The 19,152-nt window shown below is 66.1% G+C and carries 18 protein-coding genes, 1 tRNA gene and 1 pseudogene; 12 read left to right on the forward strand and 8 right to left on the reverse strand.

Features of this window, described 5'->3' with window-relative positions:
• A pseudogene (locus tag BST15_RS22100) lies at window positions 1–362 on the forward strand (PGRS repeat-containing protein); the annotation flags it as partial.
• 31 nt (window positions 363–393) lie between these two features.
• Here BST15_RS22100 and BST15_RS11620 read toward each other — a convergent pair.
• On the reverse strand, window positions 394–1,398 hold the full coding sequence (locus BST15_RS11620; RefSeq protein WP_046190318.1) for a zinc-binding dehydrogenase: 1,005 nt from the start codon (window positions 1,396–1,398) through the stop codon (window positions 394–396).
• A 40-nt stretch (window positions 1,399–1,438) separates the two neighbouring features.
• Between BST15_RS11620 and BST15_RS11625 the strand changes: the two genes are divergently transcribed.
• Window positions 1,439–2,179 carry a carboxymuconolactone decarboxylase family protein gene (locus BST15_RS11625; RefSeq protein ID WP_052751511.1) on the forward strand — a complete coding sequence of 247 codons (741 nt, stop codon included), beginning with the start codon at window positions 1,439–1,441 and terminating at the stop codon, window positions 2,177–2,179.
• Between the two features lie 2 nt (window positions 2,180–2,181).
• Here BST15_RS11625 and BST15_RS11630 read toward each other — a convergent pair whose 3' ends face one another.
• Window positions 2,182–3,045, reverse strand: a complete 864-nt coding sequence (locus BST15_RS11630; RefSeq protein ID WP_046190320.1) for an alpha/beta fold hydrolase — start codon at window positions 3,043–3,045, stop codon at window positions 2,182–2,184.
• A gap of 125 nt (window positions 3,046–3,170) precedes the next feature.
• On the opposite strand from BST15_RS11630, the gene mddA reads away from it, so the two are divergent.
• Both mddA and BST15_RS11640 read left to right on the forward strand, forming a co-directional pair.
• Window positions 3,171–3,911 carry a methanethiol S-methyltransferase gene (mddA, locus tag BST15_RS11635; protein WP_046190321.1) on the forward strand — a complete coding sequence of 247 codons (741 nt, stop codon included), beginning with the start codon at window positions 3,171–3,173 and terminating at the stop codon, window positions 3,909–3,911.
• 108 nt (window positions 3,912–4,019) lie between these two features.
• Window positions 4,020–4,093: transfer RNA gene (locus BST15_RS11640), tRNA-Ile, on the forward strand.
• A gap of 43 nt (window positions 4,094–4,136) precedes the next feature.
• On the opposite strand, the gene BST15_RS11645 is transcribed toward BST15_RS11640, so the two are convergent.
• The 3 genes from BST15_RS11645 to BST15_RS11655 all read right to left on the reverse strand — a co-directional run bounded on the left by BST15_RS11645 (window position 4,137) and on the right by BST15_RS11655 (window position 6,569).
• Window positions 4,137–4,913 carry a nucleotidyl transferase AbiEii/AbiGii toxin family protein gene (locus tag BST15_RS11645; RefSeq protein WP_046190322.1) on the reverse strand — a complete coding sequence of 259 codons (777 nt, stop codon included), beginning with the start codon at window positions 4,911–4,913 and terminating at the stop codon, window positions 4,137–4,139.
• A complete protein-coding gene (locus tag BST15_RS11650; protein WP_046190323.1) occupies window positions 4,903–5,556 on the reverse strand; it encodes a type IV toxin-antitoxin system AbiEi family antitoxin domain-containing protein in 654 nt (217 codons plus the stop codon). The genes BST15_RS11645 and BST15_RS11650 overlap by 11 nt, the downstream gene beginning before the upstream one ends.
• 251 nt (window positions 5,557–5,807) lie before the next feature.
• Complete coding sequence (locus BST15_RS11655) at window positions 5,808–6,569, reverse strand: PE-PPE domain-containing protein (protein ID WP_046190335.1); 762 nt, start codon at window positions 6,567–6,569, stop codon at window positions 5,808–5,810.
• 427 nt (window positions 6,570–6,996) lie between these two features.
• Here BST15_RS11655 and BST15_RS11660 point away from each other — a divergent pair, with 427 nt between their 5' ends.
• The 8 genes from BST15_RS11660 (at window position 6,997) to BST15_RS11695 (ending at window position 16,130) form a co-directional block, all read left to right on the forward strand.
• A complete protein-coding gene (locus BST15_RS11660) occupies window positions 6,997–7,887 on the forward strand; it encodes a hypothetical protein (RefSeq protein WP_131701222.1) in 891 nt (296 codons plus the stop codon).
• A gap of 287 nt (window positions 7,888–8,174) precedes the next feature.
• On the forward strand, window positions 8,175–10,157 hold the full coding sequence (locus BST15_RS11665) for an Ig-like domain-containing protein (RefSeq protein ID WP_046190325.1): 1,983 nt from the start codon (window positions 8,175–8,177) through the stop codon (window positions 10,155–10,157).
• A gap of 132 nt (window positions 10,158–10,289) precedes the next feature.
• Window positions 10,290–11,231 carry an alpha/beta hydrolase gene (locus BST15_RS11670; RefSeq protein ID WP_046190336.1) on the forward strand — a complete coding sequence of 314 codons (942 nt, stop codon included), beginning with the start codon at window positions 10,290–10,292 and terminating at the stop codon, window positions 11,229–11,231.
• Complete coding sequence (locus BST15_RS11675; protein ID WP_046190326.1) at window positions 11,231–12,088, forward strand: SDR family NAD(P)-dependent oxidoreductase; 858 nt, start codon at window positions 11,231–11,233, stop codon at window positions 12,086–12,088. Before BST15_RS11670 ends, BST15_RS11675 begins: the two co-directional genes overlap by 1 nt.
• 39 nt (window positions 12,089–12,127) lie before the next feature.
• Window positions 12,128–13,048, forward strand: coding sequence for a reductase (locus tag BST15_RS11680; RefSeq protein WP_046190327.1), 921 nt, complete (start codon window positions 12,128–12,130; stop codon window positions 13,046–13,048).
• An 11-nt stretch (window positions 13,049–13,059) separates the two neighbouring features.
• A complete protein-coding gene (locus BST15_RS11685) occupies window positions 13,060–14,544 on the forward strand; it encodes a flavin-containing monooxygenase (RefSeq protein ID WP_046190337.1) in 1,485 nt (494 codons plus the stop codon).
• A gap of 9 nt (window positions 14,545–14,553) precedes the next feature.
• Window positions 14,554–15,324, forward strand: a complete 771-nt coding sequence (locus BST15_RS11690) for a MerR family transcriptional regulator (RefSeq protein WP_046190328.1) — start codon at window positions 14,554–14,556, stop codon at window positions 15,322–15,324.
• 95 nt (window positions 15,325–15,419) lie between these two features.
• A complete protein-coding gene (locus BST15_RS11695; protein ID WP_046190329.1) occupies window positions 15,420–16,130 on the forward strand; it encodes a DUF2652 domain-containing protein in 711 nt (236 codons plus the stop codon).
• On the opposite strand, the gene BST15_RS11700 is transcribed toward BST15_RS11695, so the two are convergent.
• From BST15_RS11700 to BST15_RS11710, 3 genes are read right to left on the reverse strand one after another with little or no spacing between them, the layout of a single operon-like run.
• On the reverse strand, window positions 16,127–16,813 hold the full coding sequence (locus BST15_RS11700; protein ID WP_046190330.1) for a cutinase family protein: 687 nt from the start codon (window positions 16,811–16,813) through the stop codon (window positions 16,127–16,129). The two genes, BST15_RS11695 and BST15_RS11700, sit on opposite strands and share 4 nt — an antisense overlap.
• 51 nt (window positions 16,814–16,864) lie before the next feature.
• Window positions 16,865–18,448 carry a Na+/H+ antiporter gene (locus BST15_RS11705; RefSeq protein WP_046190331.1) on the reverse strand — a complete coding sequence of 528 codons (1,584 nt, stop codon included), beginning with the start codon at window positions 18,446–18,448 and terminating at the stop codon, window positions 16,865–16,867.
• A 39-nt stretch (window positions 18,449–18,487) separates the two neighbouring features.
• Complete coding sequence (locus tag BST15_RS11710) at window positions 18,488–19,120, reverse strand: TetR/AcrR family transcriptional regulator (RefSeq protein ID WP_046190332.1); 633 nt, start codon at window positions 19,118–19,120, stop codon at window positions 18,488–18,490.
• Window positions 19,121–19,152: the final 32 nt, after the last annotated feature.

Raw genomic sequence — 19,152 nt, forward strand, 5'->3', positions numbered from 1 at the left:
GGGGCGGCGGCGGTAACGGCGGCGCCTCCTGGGGGCTGTACGAGGCCGGCACCGCCGGCACCGGAGGAAGCGGTGGCACCGGCGGCGTCAGCGGCGCCGGCGGAGTGGGCGGCACCAGCACCAACGGTCTAGGTGGCGACGGCGGCGACTCCGGCCAGGGCGGCCGCGGTGGCAACGGCGGTGCCGGTGGCAACGGCGGCAGCGGCTTCCAGGCCAAGGATGGTGGTAGCGGTGGTGCCGCGGGTGCCGGTGGCAGCGCCAGCACCACCGTCGGTGCCGCGGGCAGCCCCGGCGGAATGAACGGCGATGTCGGTAGCGCCGGCACGTCCGGCAATCGTGGCTTCAAAGGCAACCACGGCTGACCTCGGCGGCTGAGCCGGGTGCTGGTGCCCGTCAGGGCACCAGCACCACTTTGCCGACGTTCTCTCGTGCAGCCAGAATTCGGTGGGCCTCCGGGGCGTTCGCGAACGGTACCGCGGCATGCACGATCGGTGCTGCGATACCACTGGACAGTGCGTCAGACAGTGGGGTGATCCAGGGCCCGAGGGTCCCGCGGTCGTCCCACAGGCGCAGCATGTTCAACCCGATGACGGTTTTGGACTGCTCCATCTGGTTGATCAGACTGAAGCCGCGCAGCATCGACAACGCCTGCGGGGCGGCCCGCAGCAGTGATCGTTTCTCGCCCTGCTGCAGCGACGAGAGCCCGTAGGCGACCAGGCGGCCGCCGGGACGCAGCAGCGTCATCGAACGCCGCAGTGAAGTGCCGCCGAGCCCGTCGAGCACGAGGTCGTAGGGCGGCAGCCCGTTCCACCAGTCTTTGCGGCGATAGTCGATGGCACGGTCGATGCCCAGCGCGTCGAGTTGGCCGTGTTTGCCGGGTGATGCGGTGCCGTGCACGATCGCTCCGGCGGCCTTGGCCAATTGAATGGCTGCGATACCGACACCGCCGGCGGCGGCGTGCACCAGCACGCGTTCGCCGGGCTGCAGCGAACCGTAGCCGCGGAGCGCCGCCCAGGCCGTCGCATAGTTCACCGGTACTGCGGCACCCTCTTCGAAGCTCATCGATGGGGGCAGCGGGACGGTGTCGGCGGCGTTGGCGTTGACGATCTCGGCGTAGCCGCCGAACCGCGTGCCGGCCAGGACTCGCTCGCCGACACGCGCCGGGTCCACACCGTCACCGACGGCCTCGATGGTGCCGGCCACCTCGTAGCCGACCACCGCCGGCAGCTTGGGTGCATCGGGATACAACCCCACTCGGGCCAAGTGATCGGCGAAGTTCACCCCCGCCGCTCGCACCCCGATCCGCACCTGTCCGCTGGCCGGCAGCGCAGGTTCGGGGCGATCTTGCACCTGCAGCACTGACGGTGGCCCATGTTTGGTGATGACGACGACGCGCATGGGATCCAGCCTATGGCTCTGACGGGCCATAATCGGTCAGATGGACATCCTTGATGAGCTCAACCGGTTGGTGGCCCTGTCGGGCGATGTGCCGGCGGACTCCGATCCCGCGGTGGCCGATTTCGCCGAGCAGTTCGGCGTCGATGTCTCGAGGATCACCGAAACGCAGCGGGTCCGCTTATGGGAAGCGCTGGGGGAGAAGACCTTCGGCGTGGTGGTGCAGATGTTCGTCGCTGACTTCGCGCCCCGGGTGTATGCCGGCCTAGAGGCTCTCGGGGTGGCGCTGCCATCGCCCGTGGACGTCCCGGAGCCCTCGGGTGACTTGGCGGACGCACTGTTCCATCAGTTCATGCCTGCCGTGGCCCGACTGCGATCCCTGGACCCGGTGACGTCCGAGGTGGTTCGCCTGCGCGGTGCAGCGCAGCACAACTGCCGGCTGTGCAGATCCCTGCGCGAGACGACGGCCCTGGGTGCCGGTGGTTCCGAATCGCTCTATGACGACATCGAGCGTTTCGAGGATTCGGTGTTGCTCACCGAGGCGCAGAAGGCGGCGCTGCGCTATGTCGACGCCCTGATCTGGACTCCCGGGCAGCTCGACGCCGACGTGGTCGCCGGGGTGCGAGGGCACTTCAGCGACGAGCAGGCCGTCGAGTTGACGCTGGACGTGATGCGCAACGCGGGCAACAAGATTGCGGTGGCCCTGGCGGCGGACACGCCCCGGGTCGCCGAGGGCACGGAGCGCTACCTGCTCGATGACGACGGCCAGACCGTGTTCGGGTGAGCTCAGGAGCTGTGGCGCGCCAAGAAGCCCAGGATCGCGTCGGCGAAAATGTCGTTGCGGTCACCGGCGACCATGTGCCCCGCCCCGGCGACATCGACGAACTCCACCTGCGGGAAGCGGGTCAAAAATTCCTCGGCGTTGGCGGCGCTGACCAGATCACTGAGCTGGCCGCGGACCAGCAGCATCGGCACCGCGCCGTCCAGGATGGTCTGGACTGCGGTGTTGAGTCGCTCCACATCGTGGATCTCCATCGGACCCTGGTGGTCGGGACCGCTGATGAACTGTGGGTCCCAGTGCCAGTACCAGCGGTCGCCGCGCCGCCGCAGGTTGGTGGCGAGCCCGCCCAGGTCGGCCGGGCGGGGCCGGTGCGGGTTGTAGGCGGCGATCGCGTCGGCGACCTCGTCGAGTGAGTCGAAGCCGGACTCCATGTTCTCGGCCATGAACGCCTGCACCCGCTGTGCTCCGGAGGGGTCCATGTTGGGCACGATGTCGACCAGGACCACCGCACTGGCCGCCCCGGGTGCCACTTCGCCGGCGAGCAGCATCGCGGTGCAGCCGCCCAAAGAGGCGCCCACCAGCACCGGGTTCGGTGGCAGCGTGCGCAGCACCTCGTGGACGTCGGCGGCGAAACTGACCAATCGGTAGTCACCCTCGGCCGCCCAGTCAGACTCGCCGTGACCGCGCAGGTCCACGGTGACCGCCTGCCAACCGCGCTCGGCCACGGCCGCAGCCGCCCGGCCCCAGGACCGGCGGGTTTGGCCACCGCCGTGCAGGAACACCACGGCACGTGCGTCGGGGTCACCGTGCCGGTCGGCGATGATCCGGACGTCGCCGGGGGCGTGGGTGACGAAGGTTTCCGCGGTCATCCTGGGATAGTAAGCCGAGCTTGGTAATGGCCGATCACTTGGCCGCCGAAAGCTATGGTGACCTGCGGGTTAGCGGGGCTACGATGGCGGGGTCGGCATTGTCGGGGGGCGTTGGGAAGGGTTCGATGGCCCGTCATCTCGCCTTGGCCTACGGGGCGCTCAATTATCTGGGCTTCCTGGCTGTGTTCATGTATCTGGTGGGCTTCCTCGGCAATTTCGTGGTACCGCGCAGCATCGACCACGGCCCGGCCGCGCCTGTCGGGCCGGCTGTTGTCATCGACCTCGTACTGGTGACGCTGTTCGCTGTTCAGCACAGTGTGATGGCGCGCCCGGCATTCAAGCGAGGGCTGACCCGTGTGGTGCCGGCGAGCATCGAGCGCAGCACCTATGTCCTGGCATCGAATCTGGTTCTGGTCCTGCTGTATTGGCAGTGGCGGCCGATCACGGCGACCATATGGAACGCAACCCTGCCGGCGGAGCGGGCGGTGTTGTGGGCTCTGTTCTGGATCGGCTGGGCGATTGCCCTGGTATCGACATTCCTGGTCAGTCACGTTGACCTGTTCGGCCTGCGCCAGGTGTATCTGGCATGGCGAGCGCAGCCGTACTCGCACGTCGGCTTTCACGCGCGGGCGCTCTATCGGGTGGTGCGTCACCCGCTGATGCTGGGGTTCGTGATCGCCTTCTGGGCCACGCCCACCATGACTGCGGGGCACCTGCTGTTCGCGCTCGCGGCCACCGCCTACATCGTGATCGCGGTGCGGCTGGAGGAACGTGACCTGGTCGCCGCCCTCGGCGAGGAATACCGGCAGTACCGGCACCAGGTGCCGATGTTGGTGCCGGTGTGGTGGGGCAGCAGGCGAGGGTGAATAACCGGGCGGCGGACGTGGACACCCAAGCCGCCGGCAGCGTGAAGTTGACGCGTCATCGTCGCGGCCAGAGGCAGGCGCTAGTGTCGTAGCCGCCAGTTGGTTCCAGGGGCGGTAGCTCAGTTGGTTAGAGCCGTGGACTCATAATCCATTGGTCGCGGGTTCGAGCCCCGCCCGCCCTACGTCAGGCGGTGTTTTTCAAGATCAACTCTTGGAGCTCATCGCTTATTCATCGTTTATGAGGGTTTCTGCAGGTCGTGCTACCCGCCGCCACGCCTCGCGGACAATTTTGAGTGCTTCGGTCGCGGAGACGCTCAGGCGGGTCTGGCCGGCCAACTGTGCGTGCCACTGGGCGTCTGCCGGTGCACGGGTGAACATGTGCGGCTCGGGGTTCTTGTTGGTGGGTCCGTGTCGCCGGAACAGGGCTGCTGCGTCCGCGTCGATCGCGCCGAGCCCGCTCAGCGCCCACAGGTCCCACAAATCGCGCGGCGCGAGCCGGTCCGCCCATGTCGCGGTCTTCGACGCAGCGAACGCGGGCAGTGTGGGCACGAGGAGTTCCGCTGCAGGGGCATCGGTGTAGCGCTGGACCAAGTTGCGACGCTCGGTCGGCCACACCACGCGCTCGCGTGCCGAGAGCAGCTGCAGCCGGACCGGTCTTCCTTGTGCGGGGCGCAGCACGACCGCCGCGACGTCCGGTGTGGCGCTCAGGGCGGGTTCCACGGTGAGCCGGCCGTGGGTGCGTGCCACGGCGCGGGGGAGCGCTGCATCAAGCGCCTGCGCGACATCCTTGCGGCTGCCGACCGCGATGAGGTCGATGTCTTCGCTGAGGCGCCCGTGCGGGAGATGGGTGCGGGCCAAGGCGGTCCCGCCAATGAAGTGGATTCGGTCACCGAACTCTCGGTTGAGGAAGGCCAGGACGTGGGAGATGAGGTGGTCGCGCTCGACCTGTTCGGCGGAGACGCCGAATTGTGTTGCGACCGAATCGCGTTCGTCAGGATCCATGGTCGCTTCCGGCCCACTGTTCGGCGCGGCGCAGGGACGCCACCCGGCGCTGGTCGGTGGCAAGGCTTTCGAGGCGTTCCTTGTCGCTACGCGCGTAGAGGGCTGCGACGGCGGCCGGAACGTCGGCTTCGTTGTCACCGAGGGTGGGGCGGTGGGCCAGGTCGAGGACGGTCTGTTCCGGCGTGGTCACCAGCACCGGTCCGAGTTCGGTGCGGATCTGCTCGGCGTCCAGGCTGCCGGTGTCGCGTTGGACGAACTGCACGACGGCGGGCCGATCGGTCAGGGCGATTGGATGGTGTCGGCGTGGCACCGCCACGATTGCGGTTGCCACGGCCCGTGGAACGGCGCCGTGCAGGCGGGCGGCGCTGAGCCCCATGACGACGATCTCGTCATGGCCATAGATCGTGGTGGCGATTCCCGCGGCGGCGGCCTCCAGTTCGGGGATCCACCGACGCCCCACCATGTCTTGAGGCACGACGACGTAGTAGCCGTCGGCGAGTCGGTGCAGGAGTCCGTGATCGGTCAATCGGACCAGCTGGGTCCGGGGATGGGCATACACCGCGCCGGCGTCGCGTGGCCGGAACGTCCGCAGGGGCGCCTGTGCGAGGGCGGCAGGAAGCGGAGTGCTGCGGTTCCGTGCCATGGCTACCTCCAGTACGCATTCCGTACTTCTGTAGAGTACGAAATGCGTACTCACCGTGCAAGCTCAAGTCGAACTTTTCCCGTCATCGCGTTCGTTGACGGCGCGATCGAGCAGATCGATCCGGAAATCCTATGTGCCGCTGGGAAATACCCGGATTTTGTACGCGTACTCCGAGAACGGTCAAAAACGAATCCATTGGTTGCGGGTTTGAGCCCCGCCCGCCCTACAACGTACTGGTGAATGACTTCGGGTCACACCCCGAAGAACGTGTTCACCAGTGCTTGCCACAGCTCGCTGCTGTCGAGCATGGGGATCTCGTTGTAGGTGGTCATGCCGTCGACCACCGATGTGGCCGAGTCGATCTGCTCTGGCGTCAAGCCGAGGTAGACCTGGTGAAGTGCCAATCCGTAGAAGATCTCCTGCCAACCGGTGTTGGTGAACAGGAGTTCCCACCAGTTTCTGCCCAGGGTGTCCGCGTAGATGTCACCTTGGATGTTGAACACTTCCGTGGGGTAGAGGTCGTTGGGGACCGCGGCGGGGTTGGCGCCCAGCATCACGAAACGTAGGGCGTCGGTGGGGACGCCTGCCTCGACAAGTTGCTCCTGGGCGTAGGACGCGATGAGGCTGCTCTGCGAGTAGGTGAAGATCGTCAGTGGGTCACTGCAGACGCCAAGGGCGTCGCAGCCCATCTCGCCGGCGTTGAAGTCGGCGACGATCGAGTCGACGAGGATGGTTTGGCCCAGCGGGACGCTCTGAAAGAAGTCCCAGCTGTTGGGCAGGGTCAGCGGCAGTGTCGACGCGGAGTTGCCCTCGTAGCCCAGCGGCCCGAGATACAGGTCGATTCCATTGCTGATGTAGCCGGCGCCCGGCGTCGAGATGCCCGTGGGGCCCAGGACCAACGCATCGGTCGACCCGTAGAGAAAGTCGTACTGCCTGTCGTTGGCGGCGTTGGCCGCTCCGGCGAACGCTAACGCGGCGCCACACAGTGCGGCCCCGAAGATGAGTTGCTTCATCGATCCCCCTTGTTCGCAGCGTTCAATGGTGACGTTGGCAAGCCGCATGCACGACAAGTGATTACGTCGACCGACATGCCCCCTACAGATGTCGGTCGTACGGCGTGCGGTCAGCAAGCAACTCTCAGAATTGTTGCAAGTTGCGTCAATTTCTGTCGAGGGATTCGAAAGATTTTCTCAACGGAACCGCCCACGCCCGGCCCGCAGATGTGTTAAAGGAGGCACTGGGCGACAATAAGACGACTTATGTCCGCTCCTGGGGACTTGACCAGTGGCAGGGGTGGCCCGTGATTGCGGTGCGTCCGTGGGCCAACGGCCCGCGTTCTCGCCGCACAACAGCGGTCTATCCGCGGACGGCGCACTCAAAATCGCCTATTCCCGCGGCTGGCCAGCGAGCCAGAGTTACCGTAGTGGCTCCAGTCATGAAATGAGTGTTGTGGGATCAGCCAGTCATACCCGGACCACCGTCGGAGTCGCGGTGCTGGCCGCGGGTGCGCTTATCGCGACGCCGACGGCGGCGCCGCCGCCCGAGGCCGTCCTGCAGGCGGTCGCGTTGTCGGCCAACCCACTGGATCCGTATGTGGACCTGATCACCAACACCGTCAACAACCTGGGGACCCTCGGTGCCCACTGGCTGGAAGATCCGCTGCCCACGGTGGTCCAGCTGGCCACCAACTGGTTCGACTACGCCCAGACAACGGTCGACTTGCTCGGCGACACCGCCCGGTCCTTCGTCGATGGGGTGAACAATCTGCCCGGCCAACTCGACACGTTCTTCGAAGCCATCTCGGCCAGTGATGTCACGGCCATTTTGGGTCAGGGCATCATCATCGTGCTGAGCATTTTTCCGGTCGCGGGGCTGGTGGATCGCCTGATGTCGATCCCGTTCGAGATCGTCGGCAATGCCGTGAACGCGGCCATGGCCACGCTGCACGCACTGCAGGTGCCGGTCGGCCTCGCCGCTCTGAGCTCGGTGCAGGCTGCCGTCGCCGAAATCGGGACGCTGGCGCGCGATTTCATCGACGACCTGGCGTCCGGGGATATCGGCGGGGCGCTGGCGGGGTTGATCGGAGCACCGGCGCAATTCCTGGACGCCTATTTGAACGGTGACAGCCCCGGGATGGCAGGTTTGCTCACGCCGTTTGAGGATCTGTACCAAACGGGCTTCGTGGATGCCCTGGTGAACTTCCTGCCCCGCGCGGTGGCCGAGTCTATCGGCGCCGCGTTCTCGCCGATCGACGGATCGCTGCCGCCGGATGTCGGGTTCTTTGCCTTGGGCGACTCGGTTGATCCGAGCGTCCTGCTGCCTGAATTCTGATTCGCTCGGGCGTGCACGGCACGCCCTCGGGGGAATTCCGGCGTGAACAGACGCCAAGTTAATCAGAAGAATTCATTGAGCTCGATCTGTGATCGTGTCGTGTTACCGGTGTGATTATTGATGCCCATTGTTACGGAAGTTGTCTGAGTGATCCGTGAGTGAGTCGGCGTCGTAACCGAATGAGGAGTTGGTCCGTGGTTGATGGGGTGGCCTGTAAACGTTCTCGGCGCCACGCCGGGTGGACGGCCACACTAGCGGTCGCGACCCACCGACTGCGTTGGACCGCCGTGGCCGCCGTGCTGTCGGTGCTCGTCGCCTGGTCCGGGGCTGCGGTGATGGGACTGCCAGGGCTGGCTTCGGCAGCGAGCGCCGAGCCGCAGAACGTGGTGGCCGTGACCACCACCGCCACTCCCGTCAGCGCCGGATTGGTTGCGGTTCCGGCCAATCCGGCCACCCAGTTCGCCATTGTCACCCCGCCGGCGAACGGCACAGCGACCGTCAGCGGCGCCACCTTCACCTACACCCCGGCCAACGGCTATGTCGGCACCGACGCTTTCAGCTACGCCACCACCGATGGTGTGACGGTCTCGACGCCGGCCACCGTCGGTGTCACGGTGATGTCGCCGGCTTCGGCGCCACCCTCGCTGGCGACCGCATGTACTGACCTGGGTCCGGCCTTCACTCCGGTGTGTACGGCCATCGGCGACGTGACCAACCCGGTGGTGAACGCCTGCAGCACCGTAGGGTCCGTCGCCGCGTGCAGCTGGTTCGGCGGCAACAAGCACGGACTGATCAGCGCGTGCTTCGATGTCGCCACCGGACAGCTGGAGTCGGCGTGCAAGACGCTCGATGCGGCAGCACAATTGGTGGCCAGCCAGTGCCGGGTGATCAACGGCCCGATCGACTATTGCGCCCTGCGCAACGGCAGTCCGATCGGCAATCGCTCGGTGCAGCAGTACTTGGCCGGCCCGGTGCACCGGGCACTGGCGCAGCAGTATCGGCTGAACATGACTCTGCCGCTGGGGCAGACCCAGCTCCCTGCCACCCACAACTCGTTCAACTACACCAATGCCAATGTCCCGCCGACGTTGTCGGGCATGGATCCCGACCAGCTGTACTCGTTGGTCGACCAGCTCGACTTGGACATGCGCTTCATCGAGCTCGACCTGCACTGGTATCCCAGCCTGGGTGCTCCCGGCGGTTATCAACCGATCTTGTGTCACGGCTTCGACAACCACCTGGGCTGTACCTTCGAGGGGCCCGCGAGTAAGGGGCTGCAGGAGATCCGGGGCTGGTTGGACGCCCACCCCGACCAGGTGATCGTGCTCTATATCGAGAACCGGCTCGATGACCCGGTCGATGACGTCACCAAGTCGCTGCCGGCTGGGGCCGCGGTCATCGAGAGCACCTTGGGCAACACCTCCGCCCGCGATCTGCTGTTCCGGCCCTCGCAGGTGCAGCCCGGCTCCTCCTGCGACACTCAGCCGATCCCCCTGGGCGTGACCATGGCCCAGATCCTCGCGAGCGGCAAACAGGTGCTGATGTACACCAACAGCGGCTGCGGCCAGAACGCGGCGTGGGACGCCCTCGGATTCAACGACAGCAATGTGGCGGAGAAGGGCAGGCCGGTCACCGTCGCGTACCCCGACTGCTACTTCAGCAGGGCGCAGTACGAGAGCTCCTACACGCGGTTCTTCGACTCCAGCACGCTGGTCGACGTGCTTGCCGGTGGCGGCAATGCCCAGCCGATGACCTCGGCCGACATCCACGAGATGATGAAATGCGGTGCCAACGCGCCCGGGCCGAACTTTCTGGACCCCCAGGCCGACCAGCTGGCGGGCTTCTCATGGAGCTGGTCCTACGGCCAGCCGGTGTCCAGCCCCACCCAACAGTGCGCCGTACACAGCGGCGACGGTCGCTTCCAGGCCGAGGCCTGCGGGCAGTTCCTGAACTACGCCTGCCAGGCCCCGGACGGCTGGCACATCAGTTCCGGCGCCGGTCAGTTCGCCGGTGGGGCCCTGGGGTGCGCGGGTCAGGGCGCCTTCGCAGTACCTCGCACCGGGTATGAGAACGAACTGCTCAAGACGGCCAAAGCCCAGGCCGGTGTCGACCGGGTCTGGCTGGCCTACACCGCCGGCAATGACGGCAACTGGAGCATGGGATCAACGCCGCCGCCGGCGCCGTCGGCCCAACTGCGGCCGGTGACGCCGAGCCTGCCGCCGTACCCGGTGGAGATGCCCGATATGCCGTTCCCGATCACGGTGTCCTGACGCCAGGGGACTGCCTCCCAAACCTCTACAACGGTCATCGTGCCATTGACAAATGGCAGAATTGCTGGTGTCGTGTGTGCCGTGACCGAACCCGAGGGCTCGCCCCTGCCTGACGTTCCCACCCGCGCGCCGATGCGTGCAGTGGTTGGGGGCACCGCCGCCCGCTGGACTTTGCACGTCCTCAACACCATGATCCCGATGAATCCGCTGGGCATCGCGTTTGCGCGCGGACTGATCGCCACCATCATGGGAACGCTCGGGTCGATGCCCGCCGGAACCAGGGTCATCCCGGTACGCGAAGCGGGCGTGCGCGGCGAGTGGGTGCTGGCCCCCGGCGTCGAATTCGGTAGGCGGGCCGGGTATTACGTGCATGGCAGTGGATACGTGTTGTGCTCGACGCGGACCCACCGCAAGCTGGTCGCCCGGCTCTCGGAGGCCACCGGATTGCCGATGTTCGCCGTCGACTACCGACTGGCCCCCGAGCACCCGTTCCCGACCGCCGCCGATGACGTCGAAGCCGGCTATCGCTGGCTGTTGAGCCAGGGCTACGGCGCCCGTGACGTCGTGATCGGTGCGGATTCCGCCGGCGGCCACCTGACCTGCGACATGTTGCTCGCCTATGCCGATGAGCCGGAGTTCCAGCCGGCCGGTGTGGTGCTGTTCTCGCCGTTGGTCGACCTCACGCTGACCCTGGCCGAGCAGCAGGAGAAGCTGCGGCGCGACCCCGCGGCGTCGGCAGCCTCGGCGCGGCGCCTGGTTCAGCTCTACGTGCGGGGCCAAGACCCCGACAACGTGCGGCTTCGCCTCGATTTCGGTCGCTCCGCGCAGTTGCCGCCGGTGTTCACCCAGGTGGGGGGCTTTGAGATGCTCAGCGCCGACGCGCGCCACCTCGACGCGGAGCTTCGCCGCAACGGGGGCACCAGCACCCTGGAGGTGTGGCCGGGCATGGTGCATGTCTTCCAGGCACTGCCCCGGTTGGCTCCGGAGGCCGTACCCGCATTGCGCCGGGTGGCGGCCTTCATCTCCGGCGTCTATGCCGACCAGCGAACCGATGATCTCGGGGCGGCCCGCTGATGTTCGGAATCGACACCGTGCTGGCGCTGCTGCGCAGCGACCGGCGGACCGCCAACGCCAAAGCGGTGGTGACCGGTGCCGGCAGCGGCATCGGCCGTTCGTTCGCCCTGGAGCTGGCGCGCCGCGGCGGCGACATCGTCTGCGCCGACATCAACGCGCAACGCGCGGCCGAGACGGTGGCGCTGATCGAGCAGTTGCCCACCGGTTCAGCGCATGCGGTGCAGTGTGATGTGTCCGATCGCGGGGAGATCGAAGCGCTGGCTATGCGTGCTCAGGAGATCTTTGGTGGCCCGCCAACTTTGGTGATCAACAACGCCGGTGTGGGCATCGGCGGAAAGCCGGTCGGCGACATCGGTTTCGAGGACTGGGATTGGGCTCTCGGCATCAATCTGTGGGGCGTGGTCTACGGCTGCGAGGTTTTCACGCCGCTGCTGCGGGAAGCCGGACGTGGCGGAATCATCAACGTGGCGTCGGCAGCGGGATTCGCCGCGGCACCGTCGATGGCGGCCTACAACGTGTCCAAGGCAGGGGTCATGTCGCTGTCGGAGACGCTGGCCGCCGAGCTGGACGGCAGCGGCATCGCGGTCACCGTGTTATGTCCCACCTTCGTCAAGACCAACGTCTTCACCGATGGCCGGATCACCGCGTCATCGATGAACCTGAGTCAGCAGCTGGCCCGCTGGACCGGCCTGTCTGCGGACAGTGTCGCGGCGCGCACCCTGGACGCACACGACAGCGGGCGACTGTATGTGGTGCCGCAACTCGACGCCACGCTCATCTGGCACCTCAAGCGGCACTTTCCGGAACTCTATGTCCGCGGCACCGGGCTGCTGGCCCGTCTGCTTCCCCAGAACTGAACTGTCGAACAGCCTTCTTGTGAAAGGAATGAACAGATCATGGCGATGAACCTCGACGACATGTTGCAGAAGATCAAGGACAAGCAGTGGGCGCTGGTCGACATCGACTGGGACGCCCCCGGCGCGGAGCTCATCGAGCCGGAGCTATGGGCCAAGCTCAAGCCGTTCATGACTGACCTGATGTGGATCGAAAACGTCGGCGCCCGGGGGTTCGCGGCCCTGGCCAAGAAGGCGCCGACCCCGACCCTGAAGAGCATCTACGAGCACTTTCACGCCGAGGAGCAGAAGCACGCCAACGCCGAACTCGCATTGATGCGACGGTGGGGGATGCTCGACGACGACGAGATCCCGGCTCCCAGTGTCAACGTGCAGCTGGTCATCACCTGGCTGGACAAGTTCTCCGACGGCATGTCGCTGTCCATTCTGGGCACCGTCATCCCCATGCTGGAAGTCGCCCTCGACGGTGCGCTGATCAAGTTCATCACCGAGGAAGTCAAAGACCCGGTGGCCCAAGAGGTCTTCAAACGGATCAACTCCGACGAGTCCCGGCATCTGGCGGTCGACTTCGAGGTGATGGACATCTTGGGTCATGCCAACGTGCGGAAGCTGGCGGTCGAACTGGTCGGCAGCTGGATGAACCCCGCGCTGCTGATCGGCACGCTGAGCTACTTCCCGCTGCTGAACAAGATGCGCGACAACATCGTGGCGATGGGCGTCAATGAAGAGCGTCTGTATCAGGCCATGCGCCGGTTCCAAAGCGTGGGCGAGCGAAGCTCATTCGCCCGCCGGGTGCCGATGTACCGGTTGATCTCCTGGCATGGCAAGAAGGTGATCGATCGCAGTTCGAAGTACCACTGGCTGGCCGACTCGCTGGTCAAGATCACCGGTGTGATCCCGCCGTCCCTGGTGCACAACACCCCGACCTGGTCGCAGGAGCTGACCTACGAGCCGGTCGCGTGAAGGGGCAGGACATGGCGATCTCTGTAGCGATCATCGGAGCCGGATTCGCCGGCATCGGTGCCGCCATCCGACTCAAGGACCAGGGGATCACCGACTTCGTGATCCTGGAACGGGATTCACGAGTCGGCGGCACCTGGCGTGACAACACCTATCCCGGCGCGGCGTGTGACATCCCCTCGCGGCTGTACTCCTACAGCTTCGCGCCCAACCCGGAGTGGTCGCACACCTACTCGGGTAGCGGCGAGATCCTTTCCTACATCGACACCATGGTCGAGTCTTTCGGGATCGCGCCCTATATCCGATTCGGGCACAACGTCACCGCGATCACCTACGACGCAGAAGCCGGTGAGTGGACCATCGACCTCCACGGCCGGGAACCGGTGCGCGCCCGGACCGTCGTGGTGGCCTCCGGGCCGCTGGCCAACGCCAGTTTCCCCGACATCCAGGGGATCGAGACCTACGAGGGGCGCAAGATCCACAGCGCTCGTTGGGATCACGACTACGATTTCGCGGGAAAGCGGGTGGCCGTCGTCGGCACTGGTGCCAGCGGCGTCCAGATCATTCCCGAGCTGGTCAAAGTGGCGGAGTCGGTCAAGGTGTTCCAGCGGACCCCGGGATGGGTGCTGCCGCGTCTGAACACCAGTACCAGCGGCTGGCTGAAGAGGATCTACAAGGATGTGCCGCTGGCCGAGAAGCTGATGCGGTCGGCGTGGTTCTGGGGCCACGAGTCGGTGGCGGTCGGTGTGGTGTGGGACAGCCCCTTCACCCGGCTGGTCGAGGCCCTGAGCCTGGCGAACCTACGCGCCCAGGTGAAGGACCCGTGGCTGCGGCGACAGCTCACACCGGACTTCTCGGCCGGCTGTAAGCGGCTGCTGATGACCAGCGACTATTACCCGGCATTGCAGAAGGACAACTGCAAGTTGGTGACCTGGCCGATCGCCCGGTTGTCACCCAAGGGGATTCGGACGGTGGAAGGTATCGAACACCAAGTCGACGCCATCGTGTTCGCCACCGGTTTCGAGGTGTCCAAAGCCGGAACGCCGATCCCGATCACCGGAGTCGACGGCCGTGACTTGGGATCGGAGTGGAGCGCAGGCGCCTACGCCTACCGCAGTGTTGCCGTGTCGGGCTACCCCAACCTGTTCTTCACCTTCGGGCCCAACTCCGGGCCCGGCCACAGCTCTGCACTGGTCTACATGGAGGCGCAGATCGACTACATCGTGGGCGCCATCGCGAAACTTCTGCAGTACGAATGGAAGTCGATCGATGTACGTCCCGAGGTCCAGGATCGCTACAACCAGGACATCCAGCGTCGGCTGCGGGCCACCACGTGGAACTCCGGCTGCCAGAGCTGGTATCTGACCGCGGATGGTTTCAACGCGACGATGTTTCCGGGCTTTGCCACGCAGTTCGTCAATCAACTCAAGACGCTGAACCTGGAGGACTTCAAGATCACCGCTGCGACGACAAGCGGTGAACCGGTCCTGACTGCCTAGGATGCGAAGGTGACCGAGTACCGGATCGACGATCTTGCCCGACAGGCGGGGACCACCACTCGCAATGTCCGGGTGTATCAGGAGAACGGTCTGTTACCCCGTCCCCAACGCAGGGGGCGGGTCGCGATCTACACCGATCGGCACCTGCGCCAGCTGCAGGCGATCATTCGGCTGCTCGGCGAGGGATTCACCGTCAAGCACATTCTGAAGTTTCTGACGGGGCTCCAGCGGGGCGAGGATCTGCTCGAAGTCCTCGACCTCGCCGACCTGGGTGAGCTGGTGACGGCGCCCTGGTCACATCCGGTGACGAAAACCATGACGCGCGAGCAGTTAGAGGCACAGCTGGGTCAGTTGGATGCGCCGTTGTTGCAGCGCCTGATCGCCAGTGGCGTCATTGAGACCACAGACGCCGGCAATGTCTACCGGGTCACCGACACCGATCAGATATCGGACCTTGCGACATTGATCTCGCGAGGCATGCCACTGCAGGCGATGCTGCAGACCGTTACCGCGGTCGACAAGAAGCTGGACGAAGCGGCCGAGCTGCTGACCCGCAGCGGACACGCCGAGGTGGTGCGTCAGCGTGGCCCGGGATGGTTGCCGGCCAAGGACGACGAGCTGGCGTGGGCCGCCGACCTGGTGGCCGCCATGCGCAGGGTGGCCAGGCGTTCTGCGCATGCCAGTCTTGACCGGGCTCTGGATGCGGCGGTACGTGCCGAATTGCGGCAGTATCGGCAGCACAGTGATGAGCACGAGGCCGTTTCCACGAGCACGGAGTAGCGGCCGCGACAGGTCCACAACTTCTCCTAGGGGGCACCGTGACCGACCCGTTGAGGCCGCAGGGCATTGACGGACCGGACTAAACTCGGTAACTGATGGCTATCCGGCGCGCGGTACTCGTCATCGCCGACATCGGCGGATACACCGCATACATGAATTGGAACCGGACTCATCTGGTGCACGCCCAGATGGCAGTCGCGGCGCTGTTGGAGTCGGTCATCGATGCCGCCAAGGGCATGAAACTGGCGAAACTGGAAGGCGACGCCGCGTTCTTCTGGGCGCCCGGCGGCGACGCCCAGGTCTTGGTCAGCGAGCGGTTGGCGCGTATGCACCAGGCGTTTCTGGATCGCCGAGCCCGCATCGAGAGCGGTCGCCTGTGTGCTTGCGAGAGCTGCGCGCAGTTGATGAACCTGTCGTTGAAGTTCGTCGCACACGAAGGCGAGGTCGCCGAGCAGAAGGTCAAGCGGCACACCGAGCTTGCCGGCGTGGATGTCATCCTGGTGCACCGCATGCTGAAGAATCAGGTGCCGTTGCCGGAATACGTGTTGATGACAGATGCGGTCGCTCAGCGGTTGGACGAACCCGTCCGCGCCGTGTGCACGCCGCTGGTGCACGACTTCGAGGGTCTGGGGCAGACCTCGACCTACTACCTGGACCTGGCCCATTCGGCGATGCAACCGTCGGTCACAGCGATGGGATGGGCAGGCCGGCTGCGGTTCCGGCTGGGGGCACTGCCGTTTCTGTTCGGCACCAAGGAGCCCTGCGAGGGCTTCCGCAGCCTGGGACGCGGCGCCCCCGAGCCCTAGAGCCGCCCGGCGACGAAGTCAGCCGCTTGGTTGACCATGCCCGACGAGATGTAAGCGCTGGCCATGTGTTGCGGCCAGTTCTCCTCCCAGGTGTTCGGGTCGGCGGGGTTGCAGATCGGGTCGGCGCCGTGGCACTGCTCGATGGTGCGATCGTTGTAGATCGGGCTGAAGTTCGTGATGGGCCCCACCCATTGACTGCCGTTGCCGAAGAGCGCTACCGCGGCGATGTGCTCGTCGGCGCCCGGGGGCAGCGGATTGTTGAAGCCGAACGCGGAGAAGGGGACCGCCAGCACCACGTCGGTGACCGCCGCGCCGAGCGAGTAGCCGCCGGGCACAATGCGGGTGTTCGGGCATCCGTTGATCGTGTTCTGAATATGGGCGCTCATGTCGTTGGCGCCCTGGTCGATCTGATTATCCGCTGGGTAGTTCACCGCGTACAGGCTCACGTACTTGGACGTCTTGGAGCGCAGCGCACTGACGAACGCGTTGCCGACCGCGCCGGCCCCGGGCGATTCCAGCCGCCCTCGGGCGAACACCACTTCGACGTCGGGGCAGGCCGCGCTGGCCGGTGCAACAGCACCCGGTGCGCCCGCGGGAATCACGACGGGCGCGGTCAGCAAGGCTGCCGCCAGTACAGTGCCCACGCCAGTGAGCCGCAATCGCCGGACCGAAGAATCGCTCACGAGGGGGATAGTAGTGCGCGGTTGTTACCGCGTCGTCACCGACTGGGGGCGCTATTCGGACTCGGCCGGTCCCAGCAGGCGCATCTCCTCCAGATCCATCTCGGCCTGCACCTCCCGCAAGACGATGTCGTCGATCCGATTTCGGTCGCGCAGTTCGGTGACGGCACCGCGCTGGTGCTCCAGGACGCCCAGCTGCACCCGGCGCACCACGTGATCGCGCTCGGCGGCGTGGCTGTACTGGTCGATCGCGGTCACCAGCGCCGCCTGATCCTGGTACTCCGTGCGCAACTGCTCCGCCAGGTCCGCGCTGATGCCCAGCTCTTCGGCCACCCGTGGCAACGCCTCCAGTGCGGCTTCGGCGGCTCGGGTCCGTGCCAGATGCAGTTCCGCGGCGTGCTCGGTGTCCTCGGGCATCCGGGCCCAGCGCACCACCGCGGGCAACGTGCTGCCCTGAACCAGGACGGTCACCAGGATCACGACGGTCACCACATAGATGATCAGATTGCGATCGGGAAAGGGCGTGCCGGCATGGGTGGTCAACGGCACGGCCAATGCCGCGGCCAGCGAGACCGCGCCGCGGAATCCCGCCCAACTCGAGACCGCGCGCTGTCGCCAATTCACGCGACGAGCCTGCTGGGCCGGGCGCCGGTCCAGGGTCCGCAACAGCAGCGTGGTGATCTCCGTCCAGGCGATCCGGGTCACGACGACGACCCCGGTGACCGCCAGTGCGAGCAGCGTGGCGTGGGCCAGGCCTTCACCGACATTGACGATCCCGTGCACGGCGCCCGGGATCTGTACACCGACGAACACCCACAGTGAGCCGTTGATCAAAAACGTGGTCATGTCCCAGAACGCGAAGGCCTGCAGCCGCGAGCGAGCGCCGACCACTCGCGGGCCGACGTAACTGAGTACCAGGGCCGACACCAAGACGGCGACGACGCCGCTGCAATGAAATGTCTGGGCGAGCAGGAACGCCGCGAACGGCGTCAACACGCTCAGGGCGCCTTCCTCCAGTGGTGAGTCGATGCGCCGGCGCAGCAGCGTGACCGCCACCCCGATGACGAGCCCCGCCAGGATTCCGCCGAGGTACGAGCCCACGAATCGGCCCACCAGATCGATGGGGCCGATGGCCGGGCTGCCGACTGCCACGGCGACCGTCACGGCGAACAGCACCAGGGCTGTTCCGTCGTTGATGATGCTCTCGGCGCGCAACACGGTCAGCGGGCGACGAGGCAGGTGTTTGGCCAGCCCGGCCACCGCGGCGGCGTCGGTGGGTGACAGCACGGCTCCCAGAACCGAAGCGGCGTGGGGATCCATCCCCAGTGAACGTGCCGTCCAGGACACCGCCAACGCGGTCGCGATCACCAATCCCACGCTGATCAGCACGATCACGCGCAAGTTCGCCCGTATCTCCCGAAAACTGGTGTTCATGCTTTCCCAGTAGAGGATCGCCGGCAGGAACAGCAGCAAGACGATCTCGCCGTCGAGTTGTGTCTCACCGAATCGGGGGATCAGGCCCAGTGCACCGCCGAGCAGGATGAGCAGCACGGGAGGGCCGACGCGATACCGCTTGCCCAGGAGCGTGCCCGCGACAACGGTGGCGACCAGCGTGACAACGACGACGAGGCCAAACACCCTCACATCCTCGCGTGGGCGTCCGAGTTTCGCAGCCGCTCAGCCGATACGTGACTGATCCAGATACGCCGCCAGCGCATTGGTGAGCCCGCGGCGGGCCTCATCGAGGTCGGCATAGGAACCCAGTTGGCGTTCGGAGACCAGCCCGCGCATCGCGCCGGGAATGAGGGCGGCGACCTCGCGCACTCGCTGAGGGTCGACACCGAGATCGGCGAAGGCTGCGTGACACGTGGTCAGCCAGCTCTTGCCCCACGAATACAGCTCCGCCGCGGTGCGTGGATAGAGCCGTTCCAGTTCGTGGTGGTCGCGGGGGAGGGCGGCCCGCAGATTCTCGATCGCGCGGGAATCCGGCGACGCCAGTCCGTCATAGAGAGTGTCGATGATCGCCGCTACTCTTTCCCGCAGCGGCGCATCGGATTTCACGCTGCCAAAAGCCGCGATCGCCGCGTCGCGACGTTCGGCGGTGCGGTGCAGCACAGCGGCCCAGAAGCCGTCGACATCGCCGAACTGATATTGCACCGCGCCCCAGGTGGCGCCGCTCTCCTTCGCGATCCTGCTGGCCGACACCGCCCCGGGGTCGCCGGTGGCCAGGGCGCGCACCGCGGCGTCCAGCATCGCTTCGCGGGTGGCCTGCCCCCGCTTGTTGGTGCGTCGTGTCTCCGCTTGAGCCATCGCCGGAATCCTAGCAACATTTACATAGCGGT

This window comes from Mycolicibacter arupensis, assembly GCF_002086515.1.
Lineage (GTDB): Bacteria > Actinomycetota > Actinomycetes > Mycobacteriales > Mycobacteriaceae > Mycobacterium > Mycobacterium arupense.